Annotated in this window: 18 protein-coding genes; 4 read left to right on the forward strand and 14 right to left on the reverse strand. The window is 67.0% G+C overall.

The window, feature by feature from the left end; translation table 11 throughout:
• Nucleotides 1–124 precede the first annotated feature (124 nt).
• From C0541_RS00805 to C0541_RS00830, 6 genes are read right to left on the reverse strand one after another with little or no spacing between them, the layout of a single operon-like run.
• Nucleotides 125–550 carry a Na+/H+ antiporter subunit G gene (locus tag C0541_RS00805; protein ID WP_115045288.1) on the reverse strand — a complete coding sequence of 142 codons (426 nt, stop codon included), beginning with the start codon at nucleotides 548–550 and terminating at the stop codon, nucleotides 125–127.
• Nucleotides 547–831 carry a K+/H+ antiporter subunit F gene (locus C0541_RS00810; RefSeq protein ID WP_115045289.1) on the reverse strand — a complete coding sequence of 95 codons (285 nt, stop codon included), beginning with the start codon at nucleotides 829–831 and terminating at the stop codon, nucleotides 547–549. The genes C0541_RS00805 and C0541_RS00810 overlap by 4 nt, the downstream gene beginning before the upstream one ends.
• Entirely contained in the window at nucleotides 828–1,334 is a 507-nt protein-coding gene (locus tag C0541_RS00815) for a Na+/H+ antiporter subunit E (protein ID WP_115045290.1), read from the reverse strand. The genes C0541_RS00810 and C0541_RS00815 overlap by 4 nt, the downstream gene beginning before the upstream one ends.
• A complete protein-coding gene (locus C0541_RS00820; RefSeq protein ID WP_115045291.1) occupies nucleotides 1,331–2,875 on the reverse strand; it encodes a monovalent cation/H+ antiporter subunit D in 1,545 nt (514 codons plus the stop codon). Before C0541_RS00820 ends, C0541_RS00815 begins: the two co-directional genes overlap by 4 nt.
• Complete coding sequence (locus C0541_RS00825) at nucleotides 2,872–3,246, reverse strand: Na+/H+ antiporter subunit C (protein ID WP_115045292.1); 375 nt, start codon at nucleotides 3,244–3,246, stop codon at nucleotides 2,872–2,874. The genes C0541_RS00820 and C0541_RS00825 overlap by 4 nt, the downstream gene beginning before the upstream one ends.
• Nucleotides 3,246–6,074 carry a monovalent cation/H+ antiporter subunit A gene (locus tag C0541_RS00830; protein ID WP_115045293.1) on the reverse strand — a complete coding sequence of 943 codons (2,829 nt, stop codon included), beginning with the start codon at nucleotides 6,072–6,074 and terminating at the stop codon, nucleotides 3,246–3,248. Before C0541_RS00830 ends, C0541_RS00825 begins: the two co-directional genes overlap by 1 nt.
• A gap of 166 nt (nucleotides 6,075–6,240) precedes the next feature.
• Between C0541_RS00830 and C0541_RS00835 the strand changes: the two genes are divergently transcribed.
• Complete coding sequence (locus tag C0541_RS00835) at nucleotides 6,241–7,143, forward strand: NAD-dependent epimerase/dehydratase family protein (protein ID WP_161959816.1); 903 nt, start codon at nucleotides 6,241–6,243, stop codon at nucleotides 7,141–7,143.
• A gap of 176 nt (nucleotides 7,144–7,319) precedes the next feature.
• On the opposite strand, the gene C0541_RS00840 is transcribed toward C0541_RS00835, so the two are convergent.
• The 7 genes from C0541_RS00840 to C0541_RS00870 form a co-directional block, all read right to left on the reverse strand.
• A complete protein-coding gene (locus C0541_RS00840; protein ID WP_115045295.1) occupies nucleotides 7,320–7,805 on the reverse strand; it encodes a DUF962 domain-containing protein in 486 nt (161 codons plus the stop codon).
• Nucleotides 7,806–7,903: 98 nt separating this feature from the next.
• The gene (locus C0541_RS00845; RefSeq protein ID WP_115045296.1) at nucleotides 7,904–9,499 is read right to left on the reverse strand and encodes a M4 family metallopeptidase; all 1,596 of its coding nucleotides are present in this window, start codon (nucleotides 9,497–9,499) and stop codon (nucleotides 7,904–7,906) included.
• Between the two features lie 431 nt (nucleotides 9,500–9,930).
• Nucleotides 9,931–11,691 (reverse strand): peptidoglycan-binding protein, encoded by a 1,761-nt coding sequence (locus tag C0541_RS00850; RefSeq protein WP_115045297.1) that lies wholly within the window; start codon nucleotides 11,689–11,691, stop codon nucleotides 9,931–9,933.
• 73 nt (nucleotides 11,692–11,764) lie between these two features.
• Nucleotides 11,765–12,301 (reverse strand): hypothetical protein, encoded by a 537-nt coding sequence (locus C0541_RS00855; RefSeq protein ID WP_115045298.1) that lies wholly within the window; start codon nucleotides 12,299–12,301, stop codon nucleotides 11,765–11,767.
• Nucleotides 12,302–12,534: 233 nt separating this feature from the next.
• Nucleotides 12,535–13,041: a hypothetical protein gene (locus C0541_RS00860; protein WP_115045636.1), complete on the reverse strand. Its 507-nt coding sequence runs from the start codon at nucleotides 13,039–13,041 to the stop codon at nucleotides 12,535–12,537.
• A gap of 283 nt (nucleotides 13,042–13,324) precedes the next feature.
• Entirely contained in the window at nucleotides 13,325–14,005 is a 681-nt protein-coding gene (locus C0541_RS20820) for a hypothetical protein (protein WP_193725842.1), read from the reverse strand.
• A gap of 118 nt (nucleotides 14,006–14,123) precedes the next feature.
• The gene (locus C0541_RS00870; RefSeq protein ID WP_161959818.1) at nucleotides 14,124–15,050 is read right to left on the reverse strand and encodes a phosphoribosylaminoimidazolesuccinocarboxamide synthase; all 927 of its coding nucleotides are present in this window, start codon (nucleotides 15,048–15,050) and stop codon (nucleotides 14,124–14,126) included.
• 208 nt (nucleotides 15,051–15,258) lie between these two features.
• Between C0541_RS00870 and C0541_RS00875 the strand changes: the two genes are divergently transcribed.
• Nucleotides 15,259–15,588, forward strand: coding sequence for a J domain-containing protein (locus C0541_RS00875; RefSeq protein WP_104569187.1), 330 nt, complete (start codon nucleotides 15,259–15,261; stop codon nucleotides 15,586–15,588).
• A gap of 126 nt (nucleotides 15,589–15,714) precedes the next feature.
• Here the strand turns inward: C0541_RS00875 and C0541_RS00880 are convergent, their stop codons facing one another.
• On the reverse strand, nucleotides 15,715–16,554 hold the full coding sequence (locus tag C0541_RS00880) for an outer membrane protein (protein WP_115045300.1): 840 nt from the start codon (nucleotides 16,552–16,554) through the stop codon (nucleotides 15,715–15,717).
• Nucleotides 16,555–16,676: 122 nt separating this feature from the next.
• On the opposite strand from C0541_RS00880, the gene rpe reads away from it, so the two are divergent.
• The gene (rpe, locus tag C0541_RS00885; protein ID WP_115045301.1) at nucleotides 16,677–17,348 is read left to right on the forward strand and encodes a ribulose-phosphate 3-epimerase; all 672 of its coding nucleotides are present in this window, start codon (nucleotides 16,677–16,679) and stop codon (nucleotides 17,346–17,348) included.
• Nucleotides 17,345–17,836 carry a GNAT family N-acetyltransferase gene (locus tag C0541_RS00890; protein ID WP_115045302.1) on the forward strand — a complete coding sequence of 164 codons (492 nt, stop codon included), beginning with the start codon at nucleotides 17,345–17,347 and terminating at the stop codon, nucleotides 17,834–17,836. The genes rpe and C0541_RS00890 overlap by 4 nt, the downstream gene beginning before the upstream one ends.
• Nucleotides 17,837–18,037 lie beyond the last annotated feature (201 nt).

An 18,037-nucleotide genomic window follows, 5' to 3' on the forward strand; every position in this document is an offset into this window, starting at 1 on the left:
ACGACCTCCCCGGCGCGTTCACCTGCGCAGGGCCGATGCGCCCGCCCGGCCCGCATCGCTGTTCGAGACCGCTGCCGACGGCAGGGTCAGCAGCTGGCGGGGCGGGTAGCCGCCGCCAGCGACCTCAGCGCCGATCCGGATCCGGATCGGCGTGCTGCGCGGCGGTGTCTGCGTTCTCGCCGACATCGCCCCGGGTCTGCGGCGTGGGCAGGCCTTCCTTGTTCATCTCGCCGTGGTTGGGCACTTCCGGGCGGTTTTCCATCATCAGCGACAACGCCGCCTTGGCCATCAGATGGGCGCTGATCGGTGCGGTGATGAACAGGAACACGGTGATCAGCAACTCGCGCGGCTGCGGGTCCACTCCGAGGAACAGGTGGTAGCCCACCGAGCCCAGCAGCACGCAGCCCACGCCCAGGGTGCTGGCCTTGGTCGGCGCATGCAGGCGCTTGAAGAAGTCCGACAGCTTCACCAGGCCGAACGCGCCGATCAGGATGAAGAAGGTACCGACCAGCAACAGCGCGCTGAGCAGGTATTCGGTCAGGGCGATCATTCGACGATATCCCGCCGCAGCACGTACTTGCTCAGCACCACGGTGCTGCCGAAGCCCAGCATCGCGATCACCAGCGCGGCTTCGAAGTAGATCGGCGAATCCAGGTACATGCCCAGCAGCATCAGTTCGGCGATGGCGGTGACCGACAGCGTATCCAGCGCCAGGATGCGGTCGGGCACCGTCGGCCCGCGCAGCAGCCGCCACAGTGCCATCAGCATGGCCAGGCCCACCGCATGCATGCAGATGACGATGGTCGATTCGATGAAGGTGTGGCCGGTCATGGAAAGATCTCCATCAGGGGCTTCTCGTAGCGGGTCTTGATCTCGGCGATCAGCGCATCCGGATCGTCCAGGTGCAGCACGTGCACCAGCAGGTACTTGCGGTCGTCCGAGAGCGCGGCCGACACGGTGCCGGGCGTGAGCGTGATCATGCTGGTCAGCGCGGCGATGCCGTGGATGTTGGCGATGTCCAGCGGCACCCAGATGAAACCGGGGTGGATGCGCGACTCCGGCCCCAGCACCTGCCCGGCCACCTTGAGGTTGGAACGCACGATGTCGCCAGCGGCCACCAGCAGCATGCGCGGCACCGAGCGCAGCGAGCCGATGCGGGCGAACTCGCGGTCCAGCCGCGCCGCAAAGATCGGCACCACCCAGCCCAGCAGCGCGCCCAGCACCCATTGCTGGGGCCCGAAGCTGTCGCTGAGCAGCAGCCAGAAGATAAAGACCGTCACGCTCAGCGAGGGCGACGGCAGCAGGCGGCTGCGCAGCGGCATGCGCGAGCTCATGGCTGCCTCCGTTGCGGCGTGGTGGCGCGCACCTGCTCCACGTAGGCGCCGGGATCGCGCAGCTGCAGGCCGGCCGCGTCGGTGTAGCGCATCAACGGGCCGGCACCGGCCGTCATCGCCACCAGCCCGCTCAGCAACAGCAGCGTGGCGGCGGTCTCCACCGGGCGCATGCGCGCACGACGTTGCGGCTGCAGTTCGGGGACATCCTGCACCGCTTCGGGCACGCGCCAGAACAGGCGCACGCCGGCGCGCGTCAGGCCGATCACCACCAGCAGGCTGCTGCCGAGGATGGCCACCCACACCGGCCCGACCAGGCCGGCAGGCACATGCTGCAGCAATGCCGCCTTGGCCAGGAAGCCGGACAACGGCGGCAGCCCGGCGACCGCCACCGCGGCGACCATGAACATCGCCCCGGGGATCCCGCGCCGCGGCAGTGGCGCGACCACTTCCTTGCGGTCGCTGGCATTGCCGCGGCGACGCCGGATCAGGTCCGACACCATGAACAACGCCGCGGCCACGAAGCTGCTGTGCGGCAGGTAGTACAGCCCCGCACCCAGGGCGCCGGCATCGTCCAGCGAGAAGGCGATGAACAACGTCGCCGCCGAGAACACCACCAGGTACGACACCATCACCCGCAGCCGCGATGCGGCCATCACCCCGAAGGCGGCCATCAGCAGCGTGGCGATGCCCAGCCACAGCAAGGCGTGGCGGCCGAAGCCCTGCAGCGCGCCGGCACCGGCGCCAAACCACAGCGCCGACACCCGCAGCGTCGCGTACAGCCCGACCTTGGTCATGATCGCAAACAACGCCGCCACCGCCGCCGGCGCGCGCGAATAGGTCTCCGGCAACCACAGGTACAGCGGCAGCAACGCCGCCTTGCTGCAGAACACCAGCAGCAACAGGCCCAGGCTGGCCTTGGCCAGCGGCAGGTCCTGCGCCGGCAACGTGGCGATACGCTGCGACAGTTCGGCCATGTTCAAGGTGCCGAACACGCCGAACAGCAGGCCCAGCGCAATCAGGAACAGGGTCGATGCGCACACGTTGAACACCACGTAATGCAGGCCCACACGCATCTGCAGCCCGCGCCCGCCGCTGAGCAACAGGCCGTAGGAGGCGATCAGCATCACTTCGAAGAACACGAACAGGTTGAAGATGTCGCCGGTCAGGAACGCACCGTTCAAGCCCATCAACTGGAACTGGAACAAGGCATGGAAATGCGGCGCGCGCCGGTCCCAGCCGGCGCAGGCATGCAGCAGGCAGGCCGCGCCCAGGATCAGGGTGGTCAACAGCATCCACGCCGACAGCCGGTCGCCCATCAGCACGATGCCGATGCGCGCCGGCCAGTCGCCGAGCAGGTAGACCAGCACCTGGCCGTCGGCAGCGCGCGCGAACAAGGCGATCACCGACACGGCCAGCAACCCCATGCTCGCCCACGCCACCGTGCGTTGCACGCGCGGCCCGTAGCGGCGGTGCTCGACGAACAACGACGCCGACGCGCCCAGCATCGGGATCAGGATCGGCAGGATCAGCAGATGATTCATCGCCGTGCCTCGCGCGTGTCCACGCCGGTGGCGGCGTCTTCGTGCGCGTCGACATGGTCGCTGCCGTTGTCGCTGCGGCTGCGGATCGCCAGCACCAGGCTCACGGCGGTCATCGCGAAGGCGATCACGATCGCGGTCAGCACCAGCGCCTGCGGCAACGGATCGGTGTAGTGCATCAGGTCGGCCGGCACGTCTTCGCGCAGGACCGGCGCCTGGCCGCTGCGCAGCCGCCCACCGGCGAAGATCAGCAGGTTGGTCGCATAGGACAGGAAGGTCATGCCCAGGATCACGTCGAAGCTGCGCGCGCGCAGCAACAGGTAGATTGCCAATGCGGTCAGGACGCCGATCGCGCTTGCCACTGCCAGTTCCATCAATGCTGCTCCGCGGTGCGTGTCGAACGTTGGGTGGGGTCGATCTCGCCGCGCTGCGAGCTGCGCGTACGCGAAGGTTTGATCGTGCCCATCATCGACAGCATCAACATCGCCGCGCCGAACACCACCAGATACACGCCGATATCGAAACCCAGCGCGCTGGCCAGTTCCAGATCGCCCAGCAGCGGCAACGGAATCTCCAGATGCCCGCTGCTCAGGAACGGCATGCCGAACACCAGCGCACCGGCGCCACTGACCAGCGCGCACAGCAGGCCGATGCCGATCAGGCGGATGTAGTCGAAGCCGAAGCGCGATTCCACCGACGCGGTGCCCTGGATCACGTACTGCATCAGCAAAGGCACCGCCAGCACCAGCCCGGCGATAAAGCCACCACCGGGCGCGTTATGCCCGCGCAGGAACAGGAACAACGACACCGTCAGCGTCAGCGGGAACATGATCTGCGCCAGGTCGGCCGGCACCGGCAACTTGATCGGCGGGCCGGGCATGGTGCGCTCCGGCGCCATGCGCGAGCGCCGCAGCAGTGCATGCACCACCAGCCCGGCGATCGCGAACACGGTGATCTCGCCGAAGGTATCGAAGCCGCGGAAGTCCACCAGGATCACGTTGACCACGTTGCGCCCGTAGGCTTCCGGCAGCGCACGCTGCAGCAGCTCGCCGGCGACCGTGTGGCTGGGCTGGGTCATCAGGGTGTAGGCCAGGGCGGCCAGCCCGGCGCCGCCGACGACGGCGATGGCCGCATCGCGGAGTTTGCGCAGGCGCGCGGGCTCGGGCACCGAGCGCTCGGGCAGGTAATTCATCGCCAGCAGCATCAGCACCAGCGTCACCATCTCCACCAGCAGCTGGGTCAAGGCAAGGTCCGGCGCCGACAGGAACACGAAGGTCATGCTGACGGCCAGGCCGGTGCCACCCAGCACCAGTACCGCGAGCAGGCGCTGCTTGTACAGGAACAGGCTGCCGAGGGCGCAGGCGATCATCAGCAGCCAGATCGTCCAGCCCAGCAGCGGCAGCGGGGTGGGCGCCGGCCAGGCCGGCAGGGCGCCGCCCTGCAGGAACGGCGCCAGCGCCACCACCACAGCGCTCAGCACCAGCAGCATCAGCATGCGCTGCAGGTTGCCGTTGGTGACCGCATCGGTCATGCGCACGGTGCCGGCGAACAGGGCGCGCAGGTTCCAGTTGAACAGCGCCTTGCCCGGCGAGCGGTTCTGGATCGCGTACATGTCCAGCATGCGGCGCAGCGCCATGTACAACAAGGTACCGCCCACCATGCCGGCGATGCTCATCGCCAGCGGCCAGTTCCAGCCATGCCACAGCGCCAGGCTGTAGTCGGGCAGGTGCTCGCCCAGGATGGCGCCGGCACCGGCGCGCAGCACCGGCGCGATGGTCCAGGCCGGCACGATGCCCACGGCCAGGCAGATCAGCACCAGCACATCCACCGGAATCCGCATCCAGCGCGGCGGCTCGTGCGGGGTGGTGCCCAGATCGCGCGGGCCCTGGCCGAAGAAGGTGTCGTGCACGAAGCGCAGGCTGTAGGCCACGCCGAGCAGGCCGGCCAGCAGGGCGGCGATGCTGGCCAATACCCGCATCGTCTGCGGCGCCTCGGTTTCCAGCGCCACGGCAAAGAACATTTCCTTGGACAGGAAGCCGTTGAGCAGCGGAACGCCGGCCATCGCCAGCGAGGCGGTGATCGCCAGCACGCTGGTGACCGGCATCAGTCGGCGCAGATTGCCCAGCTTGCGCATGTCGCGCGTGCCGGTCTCGTGGTCGATGATGCCGGCGGCCATGAACAGCGAGGCCTTGAACACCGCATGGTTGAGGATGTGGAACACGCCGGCCACCACCGCCATCGGCGTGGACAGGCCGAACAGCATCGTGATCAGGCCCAGGTGCGAGATGGTCGAGTACGCCAGCACGCCCTTGAGATCGTGCTGGAAGATCGCATGCCAGGCGCCAAGCAGCAGCGTGATCGCACCGATGCTGGTGACCGTGTAGAAGAACAGATCGGTGCCGGCCAGCGCAGGATGCAGGCGCGCCAGCAGGAACACGCCGGCCTTCACCATCGTGGCCGAATGCAGGTACGCCGACACCGGCGTCGGCGCAGCCATTGCGTGTGGCAGCCAGAAGTGGAACGGGAACTGCGCGCTCTTGGTGAAGATGCCCAGCAGCACCAGCCCCAATGCATATGGATACAGCGGGCTGGCGCGAATGAGATCGCCGGCCACCAGTACCGCATCCAGCTCGAAGCTGCCGACGATGTCGCCGATCAGCAGGATGCCGCCGAGCAGCGCCAAGCCGCCACCGGCGGTCAGCACGAAGGCCATGCGCGCACCTTCGCGTGCGTCCTTGCGGTGCGACCAGAAGCCGATCAACAGGAACGAGCTGATGCTGGTGAGCTCCCAGAACACCATCAGCAACAGCAGGTTGCCCGACAACACCATGCCGAGCATCGCGCCCATGAACAGCATCAGATAGGCGAAGAAGCGCGACGCGCTGTCGCGCGCGCTCAGGTAGTAATGCGCATACAGCACCACCAGCGCACCGATGCCCAGCACCAGCAACGCGAACATCCACGCCAGGCCGTCGAGCCGCAGCGAGAACATCAGGCCGATCTGCGGCAACCACGCGTGCTGGCTGCCGATCACCTCGCCGCGCAGCACGGCCGGCGTGAGCATCGCCAGGATGACCAGCCCGCCCAACGGCGCGGCCGCAGCCAACCACGCAGTGATCGAACGGGAGGTGCGCCAGAGCAGCGCAGTGGCGGCGGCCATCACAAATGGCAGCGCGAGCAGGATTTCCAGCGAGAAAGGCATGCAGGGAACACAAGATTCGCGAGCAGGCCAGAGAGCTTAACAAACCGTTGACTGACGCCAGCGTCAACGTCGTGGTTGCACGCTGGCGCACATCGCCGCCGGATCGGCATCGCGCCGCTACGTGTCACTCGCTATGCTGGGATCATCCAGACTGCCTCCGAGCCCCGTGACCGCTGCCGATCCCGCTCCGTCCCCTGCCGTTTCCGCGCCACGCGCCCTGGTGTTCGGCGGCAGCGGTCAGATCGGCGAACGCCTGCTGACGCGGCTGCTCAGCCGCGGCTGGCAGGTGACGGCATGGTCGCGCCAGCCGCGCGCGGCGCGCTCCGGGCTGATCTGGCGGCAGGGCGACCTGGCCATGCCGGCCGCCGCGGGCGAGGCCTTCGAGGTGATCTTCAGCTGCGGCCCGCTGGACCATTTCGCGCGCTGGTATGCCGAAAATCCGGTACGCGCTCCGCGCATCGTGGCGTTCGGTTCCACCAGCCTGGAGGTCAAGGAACATTCGATCGACGCGGCCGAGCGCGCTGTCGCACAGCGCCTCGCGCACGCCGAACAGGCGCTGTTTTCCGCAGCCCAGGCGCGCGGTGCCACGGCGACGGTGCTGCGCCCGACGCTGGTCTATGGGGCCGGGCGCGACCGCACGCTCACCCAGATCGCCGCGATGGCGCAGCGCACCGGCGCCTTCGTGCTGCCGGCCAATGCGACCGGGCTGCGCCAGCCGGTGCATGTGGACGATCTGGCCAGCGCCGCGCTGGCGGTGGTCGCCCAGCCGGCGACACAGCAGCGCAGCTATGCCGTCGGCGGTGGCGAGGTGCTGGCCTATACGCAGATGGTGGAGCGCGTGCTGGCGGCGCTGCCGCGACCGGCGCGGCTGTACCAGGTGCCGCCCGGCCTGTTCGGCCTTGCCCTCACCGCCGCGCAGCGGCTGGGGCGCCTGCGTGGCATGAATGCGGCCGCATTGCAGCGCATGCGCGATGACCTGGTGTTCGACCTGGAGCCGGCGCGTCGCGACTTCGGTTACGCGCCGCGCGCCTTTCGTCCGCTGCCCGAAGAGCTCGGCATCGGCGAGTGATGGCCCGCAGGTCCACGTGTGTGCCCTGCAGCGCCGCGTGGCGCGCGATCGACCACGCCAGGGGTGCAGCAGGCGTGCGTCATCAGCGTGAGCCGTGGAAGCACGCAGTCGTACTACGCCGCTTCAACGCATGACCACGCCGGCGATCGGCGCTGCGCCGGGCCTGCCGGCCGTGCTCAGTACCGCCAACCCAACTGGCGATACAACTTGGCCAACACCCAGATCGGCCCGATCAGCAGATAGGTCAGGTCGGTCAGAAAGCTCGGCCTGCGGCCTTCGATCCGGTGGCCGACGAACTGCGCGATCCAGGCCAGCACGAACACCGTCAGCGCCGTGGTGAACAGGCCGCCGAGCCCGAGCCTGGCTTCGATCAACCGGCACAGGCAGCCGAAAAAGAAGAAGATGCCCAGCATGCCCAGCCCGAGCGGACGCGATAGGCGGTTGTAGTACGACCAGGCCGCGAACATCGACAACGCCGCCCATACGCCGCTGCTGAACCAGGTGCCGCCGACCGGGATGCACCACAGCAGGCCCACCACCGACCACAGGATCGCCGGCACCGCCAGCACATGGATCTGCTGATTGGTCGCGTTGCGATGGTCGTCGGAATAACTGGCGAAATAACGGTCGATCGGTCGCGCGGTCTTGGTGCGTTCGGTCATGTTCCCTCCCAGGAATGACCCAAGCATACGCGCGCCGATGGCGCTGTGGCAGCCGCGCCCCTGCCACGCGCAGCGCGCGTGACAGGGAGCGGCATCCATCAGTTGACCGACACGGCGCTCCACGCTGCGGCAACCGCGCGGTACTGCGTGGAGCTGCTGCCGTACAGATCGGTGGCCGCGCTCAACGTCGCCCGGCGTGCGGCCGCATAGTTGGTCGAGGAGGTCATGTACACCGTCAACGCGCGGTACCAGATGCGGCTGGCTGCCGCCCGGCCGATCGCCGTCAATGCCGTGTTGCCGTTGCAGACCAACCCGGCCGGCGTCACGTTCCAGCTGGTGCCCGCTCCGAAGCCGCTCGGCACCACCGCGCCTTCGGCCAGCAGGTAATAGAAATGGTTGCCCACGCCGGAGCTGTAATGCACGTCGAGCGAGCCCACGCTGCTGCTGTAGCAATCGGGCGAGTCGCCATCCAGGCTGGGCTTGAACATGTAGCGCAACGCCAGCGTTCCGCTGCTGTTGCCGGGAATGATCTTCTCGCCGATCAGGTAATTGCCCGGCTGCGCGCTGTTGTTGGCGGAATACTCCACCATCGCGCCCATGATGTCGGAGGTGGCTTCGTTCAAGCCGCCCGATTCGCCCGAATACACCAGGCGTGCGGTACGGCTGGTCACCCCATGGGTCATCTCGTGGCCGGCCACATCCACCGGCACCAATGGCGTGAAGGTCCTGCCGTCGCCATCGCCGAAGGTCATGCAGAAGCAGCTGTCCTGCCAGAACGCGTTGTTGTAGCGGCTACCGTAATGCACCCGGCTGCGTGCACCGACACCGTCGTTGGCGATGCCGCTGCGCGCATGGACGGTGCGGAAATAGTCCCAGGTCAACGCGACGCCGTAATGCGCATCCACCGCCGCGGTCACCGTATCGCTGTTGGCGCCGCTGCCCCAGGTGTTGTCGGCATCGGTGACCAGCGTGCCGTTGCCGGAGGTGCTGTTGCGCATGTTGTAGGTGGCTCCGCTGCCGCGGCCCAGATCGGTCAACTCGTAACCGCTGCTGCAACGCGTCGTCGCCAATGCCACGCTGCCTGCATACAGCGACCGCCCGGTGCCGGCCGCGCTGGTGCCACCCGCGCAGGCGGTATGCACCGTGTCCCAGGATTCGAGAATGCGTTGATTGATTGCGTCGACGATGTAATGCATTTCGGTCGGTGTCTGGTCAGGCTTGATGCCGCTGTAGATCACCTCATAGACCAGCCGCGGCGCACCCTGGCGCGCATACAAGGCCAGGCTTGCGCGCGGCGCGGCATCCGGTGCCAGATCGAACTGCGCACCGGCCGCACGCACGGCGGTGTCCGCATCGATGCCCGGCACGATGCTCGGGCGCACGCTGGTGTCCATGCTCTGGCTCAACTCACGCATCACTCCGCGCCGCGAATGCACCACCACATCGCCGCCGATCACCGGCAGGCCCTGATAGGTGCGATCAAAGCGCACATGCTCGCTGCCGTCGGCATCGACAATGCTGTCGCGCGCGACAAACGCATCGGCCGTTGCACGATTGGCCAGCGCCGCAGCGTGATTGCCCAACAAGGATTGCGCGCGCGACACCGCGGCAGTTGCGGAAAGATCCGCGGCAGTGGCGACGGCAGACAACGATAGCGCGCAGCAGATCGCCGCGCCCAGGACATGAACTTGCATGACGACTCTCTCCCCGAAAACGTGCAATGCAAAGACCGGCGGCGATACACATCACGGCCGATCGCGACTGGCAACAGGTGCCGGCAGATAAACTTGCACAGTCCATGACGGCACAGTAGTAAAAGTTACAGCTGTGTTGCGTTCTGTGCGCCGCGCCACTTTGCGATGTGGATGGCATCGCAGAGCGCCCGACGTGGCGCTGCGTGTGGGACGTCATCAGCGCTGCAGGCCATGTCTAACCCGACGTCTGGAAGGTGTGTCGATCTCCGGTGGCAAGCAATCGGCCAACGGCGAATGGCGTAAGCAAGGCGCTGATGCGTGTGTGCCGAGGTACGGTTGCCGCATCGCTCTCTGCGGCAATGCCGAAAGGACACGCACAAAAAAACCGGCCAGAGACCTGGCCGGTTTTTTCTTGCTGCACCGTTGAGCCCTCAGCGGCCGCCGATCGCGACCTTCTGCTGCTCGTCCTGCGCCTGCTGCTGCGCACCCTGGCCGGCCAGCAGGCGCGCGCTGGTCTGCTCCAGCGTAGGGGCGGGCTGGCTCAGGTCCACCGCCGCCCGAAAGCCCGGCGTGGTCCCCATGACGAACGCCTTGCCGTCCTGCACGGTGACGTTCTGCAGCTTGTCTGCCGAATCGATCCCGTTCTGCTTGGCCTGCAGGGTGACGTGGGCCGCCGTCTCGTTGGAGATCATGCTCGGCAGCTTGCTGCGGATCGCGGTGTGCAAGGCATGGTCCGGGTGCGAGGCATCGTCGAGCGACGGCCCCCTGTGCGCTGCAACCTGCGTCTCGCCGGCCTGCGTCCGTGCCTGTGCCGGCTGTGCGGACAGCGCGGCCTGCGTATTGCGGCCGACCACGCCATCGGCTTGCAGCCCGTGCTGCTTCTGGAACGCGATCACCGCCTCGCGCGTGTTGTCGCCAAAGCGGCCATCCTCGGCAAGCCGGTTGCCCTGCGCATCGCGCACGCCGAGCCGGTTGAGCTCCTGCTGCAGCTTGCCGACATCGCCGCCGTGTTCGCCATGACGCAGCGTGCCGTTGCCGGCCGGTGCCGCTGGCTGGGAGTGGCGAGCGCCCGCCGTCTGTCCATGCCCTTGGTTCCAGAACGTCTCCGGACTGGTCAGCTTGCCGTTGGCATCGCGCAGCTGGTAATGCACATGCTGTGCGTACTGGCTGTTCCCGTTCGGGCCGCGTCCACCCATCGTGCCGATCGCATCGCCCGCGGACAGCGCCTGGCCCTCCTTCACCTTGAGTGCGTCCAGGTGCAGGATTTCGTGCGAGTTACCCTGCGCATCGCGAATCTTGACGGTGCCGTAGTTGCCGCCCGCAAACGTCACGGTTCCGGAGACCGGCGAATGCACCGTCGGGTGCTGCAGGTTGCGGCCTGTCTGGCCACCTTCATAGTTGAAATCTGTACCGCCGTGCGGCCCGCGGCTACCGCGGTGCTCGCCATAATGCCCGGTGATGTGCGGATCGATGCGGCCTTGGCCAGGCAGCATGCGTTCCATCGTTTGCTGGAACGAGCTGGCTCCGGCCTGCTGAGTCGGCGCAGCGACTGGTGCTGCCTGCGGCACCGGCTGTCCGAGCTGGCCGTGTGCCAGGTTGTTCATCAGCTCTGGAGTGATATCGCGCTGCCAGCGGGCAAAGCGGTTCTCGCGGTCTGCCAAGCCATTCGGCGGATCGCCGCCGTTGATTGCAACGCCTGCCGCATGCGCGTCCTGCCTGGCGGCCTGCGGCACGTTGTTCTGCCAGTACCAGGTCGCGATGCGGGATGCGTTTTCGGGTTGTGCAGCCAGATCCGGATGCGCGACCAGATCCAGGTTCAACGCTTCGCCGGCAGCACGATACTGATCCTTGCCGGTGAGCTGCATGTAACCGCGGCCACGGTACAGGTAGCCATCGCCTGGCTCGTTATTGCCCATGCGTCCGCCATACATCAATTCGGCCAGTTTTTCCGGTTGCCCGCGCAGGGCATCCAGGCGCGCCTGCTCCAGGGCCTCGGGACCCTCGCGCAGTGCGGAGCGCACCTTCGAACTCACCTGCGAGGATCCGTGCGTATAGCGGAACCCTTCTTCCAGGCGGTTGAGGCCCATCGACTCATGACCCACCTGGGCCATGAAGTTTGCCAGCTCCTTCGGCTGGGTAATGCCTGCTGCATAGGCTGATTGGAGCAGCCCTGTTTCACGATCGGTTGCCATGGTGTAACTCCTCATTGCTCAGCAACATGAAATAACGGACTCCATCCTTGTCCGTGCAAACCATTACTTCCGTTTAATTCGCTTTCTCGGCTGCGGCGTCGTCCAATGGCGCAGCTTTCTTCAATATGGAGGGATCGAAGTCCGGGAATGCCACCGTGCCGAAATCCTTGGCGGTCAATTCCAGGGTGTTGTGGTGTTCGGTCTCGGTATCGGACAGGTCACGCACCACCTTGTCCAGCAACCAGGTCTGCTTGTCCGGCGAATACCTGAAGGTGAAGTCGTCCGCCCAGCGCTCGCGCGATCCGCCGGAAATGGACACGGTGAACTGCCCGGTCTGGATGCGCGAAAAAGCATACGGGTCGCCTGCCAGGCCGCCGCAGCGGGCGCAGGGAACAATCTCGCTGTTTTCGGCAGCCTTTTGCAGCGCACCATCGGCGGCCTGTGTCAGCAGCAGGACCGTACGCGGCTGCCCCTCGCCAAGCTTTTCGGCACCGGTGGCCGGCGGGGAAATCACCACCAGCGCATCGGAGCGCCCCGCGCCAGTCAGGTCGCCACGGATGGTCTCCAGCGCCTTCGATCCTGCCGGAATGAAGGAGTCTATCGTGCCCATAGGTACAGTCCCTTGTGTCGGTGATGCGGGGGGTGTTGCGGCAGGTGCGGACGACTGCGTCGCCGCGGTATCGGCAGCAGCCGTCGGCTGCTCGGTTGCACCGCCGGCCTGGGGGCCGTTACAGGCCGCAAGTACAACTGCCAATGCAGGGCCGATCAATCGGAAAGGACGCAAGGTTATCTCCTGGAACGTTGGCAGGTACGCCATGGACGGCGCTGCCGCTGGCGCGCAGATTACAGGGATTGGTCGTCTACCTTGACCAGCGTCCAGCATGGGCGCTGCGCGAAGTGGTAGACCTGTTGATCGCCGGTGTCCGGCGTGCGGACCAGCACCTGGCGGCCATCGGCTTCTTCGGAAATCGTGACTTCGCGGCCGCCATTGCGGGCTGCCTCAAGGTTCGGGATGACAGGCCATTCGACGTCGGCCAGCGCAACCGTACGGGTGACCGGCGCCGGCTCGGGCTGTGCATCCGGGTCGAGTTGAATCATCGTGAGCGGATCGGCCGTGGCCTTTTCCTGCACCGCGATGTCTGCACTGAAGCTTTTCAGAAACGCAGAGAAGTCAGTGGTAGGGCAGGTCGCCGCCTGAGCAGCTGTTGCCGGAACGGAGGCAGGTGTCGAAGCTGCAGGTGTGGCGGTTGCAGCAGGCGTTGCAGCGCCGGCCGGTGCTGCTTGCGGCTTGCAGGCAACCAGCGCCAGGCTCAGGACGAGCGCGTGCAGGGACGTTCGGAAAAGGGCCAAGGGATCCTCCTGATCATAACGGGGCAACTGGAGCGCGGCGGGATGTTATCTGCGCACTGCGTGCAAATGTGTGAAGGCGTGCGGAGTCGATGGCCAGGCAACCGGCCGGCGTGCAGCAGGGCGGACCCCCGGGAGGCCAACCAGTCTGCGTGCCCGGCGCTCGGGGACGTCCTCTGCCGTGTTGCCGTCGACACAAGTCAGGCCGTCTGCATCGCGCCCGGGTGAGGGCGATATCAAGTCGATCGGGGTTTGCCCGGAGAGCTACCCGGTTTACCGCGGGCGACTATATCCCGTTTGAAAACACCTCGAGTGCATCCGCGCCCACCCATCCCTGCGCGCAGTCACCGACGTACGTGCCGGGCGCGGCGGGATGGCAGCGATCGCCAGTGGCGGGCGTGGAGCGTTGGATCGGCCGGTCGCCATAGGTCCCGCATGCCAGGTTGTTCCTGCATTGGGCGACACTGTCTGCAGGGATTGCGATGACGTAGTAATACAGCGGGTTCTGTCCGGCGCGACCGATCGCTTGGATGCACACGAGCTGGCCCTGCGCCAGCCTGGCTCTGGCAACCGCGCCACTGCCAGTGGTCGGCACCGCATCAAGTGCATCCACCCCGTTTGCCTGCGCCACGCCGGCAAAGAAGCCCGCGTTGCCACATGCAGGCGAGAGCGCGACGTCATAGAAATCGCCGGCATCGACATTTCCGGCCGTGCAGCCTTTTGCCATGTCCGCATCGGCGCACTGCACGCCGCTGGCCTGCAGTAACGTCGCGAGCCGGGCATTGTCCGAAGCGCCAGCAGCAGCGGTGGCATGTGCTGCTGCAGACGCCGATGCCGTGGATGTGATTGGCGGTGCGGCAGGCGCTGCCGATTCGCCGGCGCTGCACGCGCTTGCTGCAAGCAGCACGGGCAGGAGGGCGTTGCGCAACATCGGCAATCTGCGCGAGGAAGAACAGGAGAGAGCCATTGCGACTTCCTTGGACAATGGATGGTGTCGGGTGCGTGCTTCGGCGCTCGATAACGAGCGCCGGCCGCCAGTGCTGCTTTGGCGCAGCGTCAAAGCCCCGAGTGCGGGGCCTTGAAGATCAATCAACCGAAATACCCGCCAACCGCTGCAATGCCTCGGCATATTTTGCGCGCGTGCGTTCGATCACGTCTGCCGGCAGGCTGGGGCCGGGGGCGGTCTTGCCCCAGTCCAGGGTTTCCAGATAGTCGCGCACGAACTGCTTGTCGTAGCTGGGCGGGCTGGTGCCCAGTTCGTACTGGTCGGCCGGCCAGTAACGCGACGAGTCCGGGGTCAGCATCTCGTCCATGATGTACAGGCGGCCATCGGCATCGGTACCGAATTCGAACTTGGTATCGGCCAGCAGGATGCCGCGTTCGGCGGCGAAGTCGGCGGCGAAGCGATAGATGCGCAAGGTGGCATCGCGGACGCGTTCGGCAAGCTCGGCGCCGACGGTCATGACCATCGCGTCGAAGTCGATGTTTTCGTCATGGTCGCCGACTGCGGCCTTGGTCGACGGGGTAAAGATCGGCTCGGGCAGTTTCTCGGCCTGGCGCAGGCCGTCGGGCAGTTCGATGCCGCTGATCTTGCCGGTGCGCTGGTAATCCTTCCAGCCGCTGCCGATCAGGTAGCCGCGTGCGATCGCTTCCACCGGCACCGGCTTGAGCTTGCGCGTGACCACCGCGCGCCTGGCATACAGCGCCGGGTCCACGCCGTCGGGCAGCACCTGCTCGACGGTGATGTCGACCAGGTGGTTGGGCATCAGGTGTTCGGTCTTGTGGAACCAGAAGTTGGACACCTGGCACAGCATCTCGCCCTTGCCGGGGATCGGGTCGGGCAGCACCACGTCGAACGCGGACAGGCGGTCGGTCGCCACCATCAACAGATAGTCGCCCGGGGGCGCATCGGCGGGCAGGCGCTCGCGGGGAATGTCGAAGACATCGCGGACCTTGCCACGGTGACGCAACGGCAGGCCGGGCAGATCGGATTGCAACAGCGTGGTCGACACAGGCACTCCTAAGGACGTCGCAATGACGCTGTCCCCGGGACCCGGCGGGCCCGCGGGTGGGCAGCGGGCCGCGTAGTGTACGGCGCTTCGCTGCGCGCCGCTGGATTTATTGGAGCCCGCCTGCAGGCCGGCGTGCAGGCCGCGTCAGCCAAGCCGGGCGGGCGTTCGGGTAAGATCGCCAGCCCGCCTTCCCGCCCCCCGATCGCCCATGTCCTGGTATGGAAAACTGCTCGGCGCACTGGCCGGCGCCCTGCTGTTCCGCGGCGCGCCGGTGGTCGGGCTGATGATCGGCCTGGCGATCGGGCATGCGGTGGACGCCGGCTGGTTCAAGCGCCGCGCCGACAACCCGTACGAAGCGCTGGGACTGGAGCCGGACGCCACCACGGCTGAGATCGACCTGGCCTATCGCCGGCTGATGTCGCGCTACCACCCGGACAAGGTGGCCAACGCCGAGCCGGAAGCACGCCGCCAGGCGGAGAAGAAGGCCAGCCAGATCAATGCGGCCTACGACCGGATCCAGCGCCTGCGCAAACGCTGATCCAGCCGCCGCGCTCTGGTATCGGTGCCAGGCGGGACAGCGCCCGGTGCCAGGAGCGGCATCGGCGCAGCAATCAAAAACGCCCGACCCATTGCGGGTCGGGCGCGCTCACTCAGACGCCGGAACTCAGAAGCGATAGGTCGCCGTCAGGCGCACCGCATTCGACGAGAAGTCCGTGTCGGTGCGGCGCAGATCGGTACCGGCCGGATTGACGCGCAGGAACGGGTTGGTGGCCGGTGCGGTACCCGGCCCCACGCGCACGCGGGTGTCTTCATCCTCCAGGCGGGTGAACAGGTATTCCACACCCACCGAGACGTTGTCGCTCAAGCGGCGCTGCAGGCCAATACCGGCCTGATAGCCATCGGCGCTGTCGCCGCCGCTGCTGGTGAAGCTGTTGGCGGTGTTGCTGCTGGAGAAGCTGTGGTCGAACTCGCCGCGTGCCACGCCGGCGGTGAAATAGGCCAGGTAGTCGCCCTGCGCGCCGAAGGCATAGCCGATACGGCCGCGCAGGGCAGCGGTGCGGTTGAGCTGGCGGGTGAAGGTGTAGAACGCCGGGGTGGTGCTGAAGGCGCTGACGCTGTCGCGCAGGTCGTTGCGGGTGTATTCGGCGACCACGCCGTAGACCCAGTTGCCGGCCTGCCAGTCGTAGCCCAGCCGCGCACCGTATTCGGCGCCGCCCTTGTCCTTGCTGCAGCCGCTGGCCGGAGTGCGTCCGGCCGCCGCGCCGCCGCAGAACCCGGGCGAGAAGGCATCGGCACCGGTCGGGGTGCTGACCTGGTCGCCATCGCGGCCGTCCAGGTTGGTGTCGAAGCCGAAGCGGCCGCCGGAAACGCCACTGACGTCGGCACCGCCGACATTGGCGCCGATCGAGAAACCTGACCAGTCGGCCGGGCCGGTCTGTGCCCAGGCGGACGGGGCCAGGGCCATCAAAACAAGCGCAGCGGAGGCGAGCGGGGTGGTCTTCATAAGGTGTCCTTGGCGAAAGGGCGCAGTGCGCCGGTCAGGTGCATACGCAGGCGGGACCGCCGCGGATGCACTGGCTTTGCGCGCCTGCGACAATGTGTTTTCCGTTCCTTGACGAGCTGCCCATGCAACCGACGGCGATTGCCCCGTCCATCCTGTCCGCCGATTTCGCCCGCCTGGGCGAGGAAGTGGACAATGTCCTGAAGGCCGGCGCCGACTGGGTGCACTTCGACGTGATGGACAACCATTACGTGCCCAACCTCACCATCGGCCCGATGGTGTGCCAGGCGCTGCGCAAGCACGGCATCGTCGCGCCGATCGACGTGCACCTGATGGTCGAGCCGGTGGACCGCATCGTGCCGGACTTCGCCGAGGCCGGCGCCACCACCATCAGCTTCCATCCCGAAGCCAGCCGCCATGTGCACCGCACGATCCAGCTGATCAAGTCGCACGGCTGCCAGGCCGGCCTGGTGCTCAACCCGGCCACCCCGGTGGACATCCTGGACTGGGTACTGCCCGAGCTGGATCTGGTGCTGGTGATGTCGGTCAACCCCGGCTTCGGCGGCCAGGCCTTCATTCCCTCGGCGCTGGACAAGTTGCGCGCCATCCGCAAGAAGATCGACGCGCTCGGCAAGCCCATCCGGCTGGAGATCGACGGCGGGGTCAAGGCCGACAACATCGGCGCGATCGCTGCGGCCGGTGCCGACACCTTTGTCGCCGGCTCGGCGATCTTCAACGCGCCCGACTATGCGCAGGTGATCGCGCAGATGCGCGCGGCGGTGGACGCGGTGCGATGAGCGCGCCCACGCTGCAGATCCGCGCTGCCACGCCCGACGATGTGGCGCTGCTGCACGAACTGATCACCGCATTGGCGGTGTACGAGCGCGAGCCCGATGCGGTCAAGGCCAGCCCGGAGGACCTGCGCGCCAGCCTGTTCGGCGCCGGCGCCACTGCGCATGCACTGATCTGCGAGCAGGATGGCCAGGCGCTGGGATTTGCGGTGTATTTCTTCAACTACTCGACCTGGCTCGGCCGCAACGGCCTGTATCTGGAAGACCTGTTCGTGCGTCCGCAGGCGCGCGGGCAGGGCGCCGGCCTGGCCTTGCTGCGGCATCTGGCCCGGTTGGCGGTGCAGCGTGGCTGCGGGCGTTTCGAATGGTCGGTACTGGACTGGAACCAGCCGGCCATCGACTTCTACCAGGCGGCCGGTGCGCGCCCGATGGACGGCTGGACGGTCTACCGGCTCGACGGCGAGCGCCTGGCCGCCTTCGCCGCTGGCGCCTGAGCGCGGCCTGCCGCGCCGCCGTGGCACGCAAAGAGAAGGCCGCCCCCAGGGGAGCGGCCTTCAGGAAAATTGGAGGCTGATCCTGCCTCCGCCCGTCGTCCCTGCTATGGCCTTCCACTCTCCGGGTCGTCGGTGACAGGCCGATGACAGCCCGGCGACGCTGCGTATTCACGAGGCACGCAGCGGGCCGCTGCTAGCCTG

The sequence above is a fragment of the Xanthomonas arboricola genome, assembly GCF_003353015.1.
Taxonomy (GTDB): Bacteria; Pseudomonadota; Gammaproteobacteria; order Xanthomonadales; family Xanthomonadaceae; genus Xanthomonas; species Xanthomonas arboricola_E.

Excerpts from the sequence above, each read along its gene's own strand:
- C0541_RS00805 (WP_115045288.1), bottom strand. The coding sequence starts at position 550 with ATGATCGCCCTGACCGAATACCTGCTCAGCGCGCTGTTGCTGGTCGGT.
- C0541_RS00810 (WP_115045289.1), bottom strand. The coding sequence starts at position 831 with ATGACCGGCCACACCTTCATCGAATCGACCATCGTCATCTGCATGCAT.
- C0541_RS00815 (WP_115045290.1), bottom strand. The coding sequence starts at position 1,334 with ATGAGCTCGCGCATGCCGCTGCGCAGCCGCCTGCTGCCGTCGCCCTCG.
- C0541_RS00820 (WP_115045291.1), bottom strand. The coding sequence starts at position 2,875 with ATGAATCATCTGCTGATCCTGCCGATCCTGATCCCGATGCTGGGCGCG.
- C0541_RS00825 (WP_115045292.1), bottom strand. The coding sequence starts at position 3,246 with ATGGAACTGGCAGTGGCAAGCGCGATCGGCGTCCTGACCGCATTGGCA.
- C0541_RS00830 (WP_115045293.1), bottom strand. The coding sequence starts at position 6,074 with ATGCCTTTCTCGCTGGAAATCCTGCTCGCGCTGCCATTTGTGATGGCC.
- C0541_RS00840 (WP_115045295.1), bottom strand. The coding sequence starts at position 7,805 with ATGACCGAACGCACCAAGACCGCGCGACCGATCGACCGTTATTTCGCC.
- C0541_RS00845 (WP_115045296.1), bottom strand. The coding sequence starts at position 9,499 with ATGCAAGTTCATGTCCTGGGCGCGGCGATCTGCTGCGCGCTATCGTTG.
- C0541_RS00850 (WP_115045297.1), bottom strand. The coding sequence starts at position 11,691 with ATGGCAACCGATCGTGAAACAGGGCTGCTCCAATCAGCCTATGCAGCA.
- C0541_RS00855 (WP_115045298.1), bottom strand. The coding sequence starts at position 12,301 with ATGGGCACGATAGACTCCTTCATTCCGGCAGGATCGAAGGCGCTGGAG.
- C0541_RS20820 (WP_193725842.1), bottom strand. The coding sequence starts at position 14,005 with ATGGCTCTCTCCTGTTCTTCCTCGCGCAGATTGCCGATGTTGCGCAAC.
- C0541_RS00875 (WP_104569187.1), top strand. The coding sequence starts at position 15,259 with ATGTCCTGGTATGGAAAACTGCTCGGCGCACTGGCCGGCGCCCTGCTG.
- C0541_RS00880 (WP_115045300.1), bottom strand. The coding sequence starts at position 16,554 with ATGAAGACCACCCCGCTCGCCTCCGCTGCGCTTGTTTTGATGGCCCTG.
- rpe (WP_115045301.1), top strand. The coding sequence starts at position 16,677 with ATGCAACCGACGGCGATTGCCCCGTCCATCCTGTCCGCCGATTTCGCC.
- C0541_RS00890 (WP_115045302.1), top strand. The coding sequence starts at position 17,345 with ATGAGCGCGCCCACGCTGCAGATCCGCGCTGCCACGCCCGACGATGTG.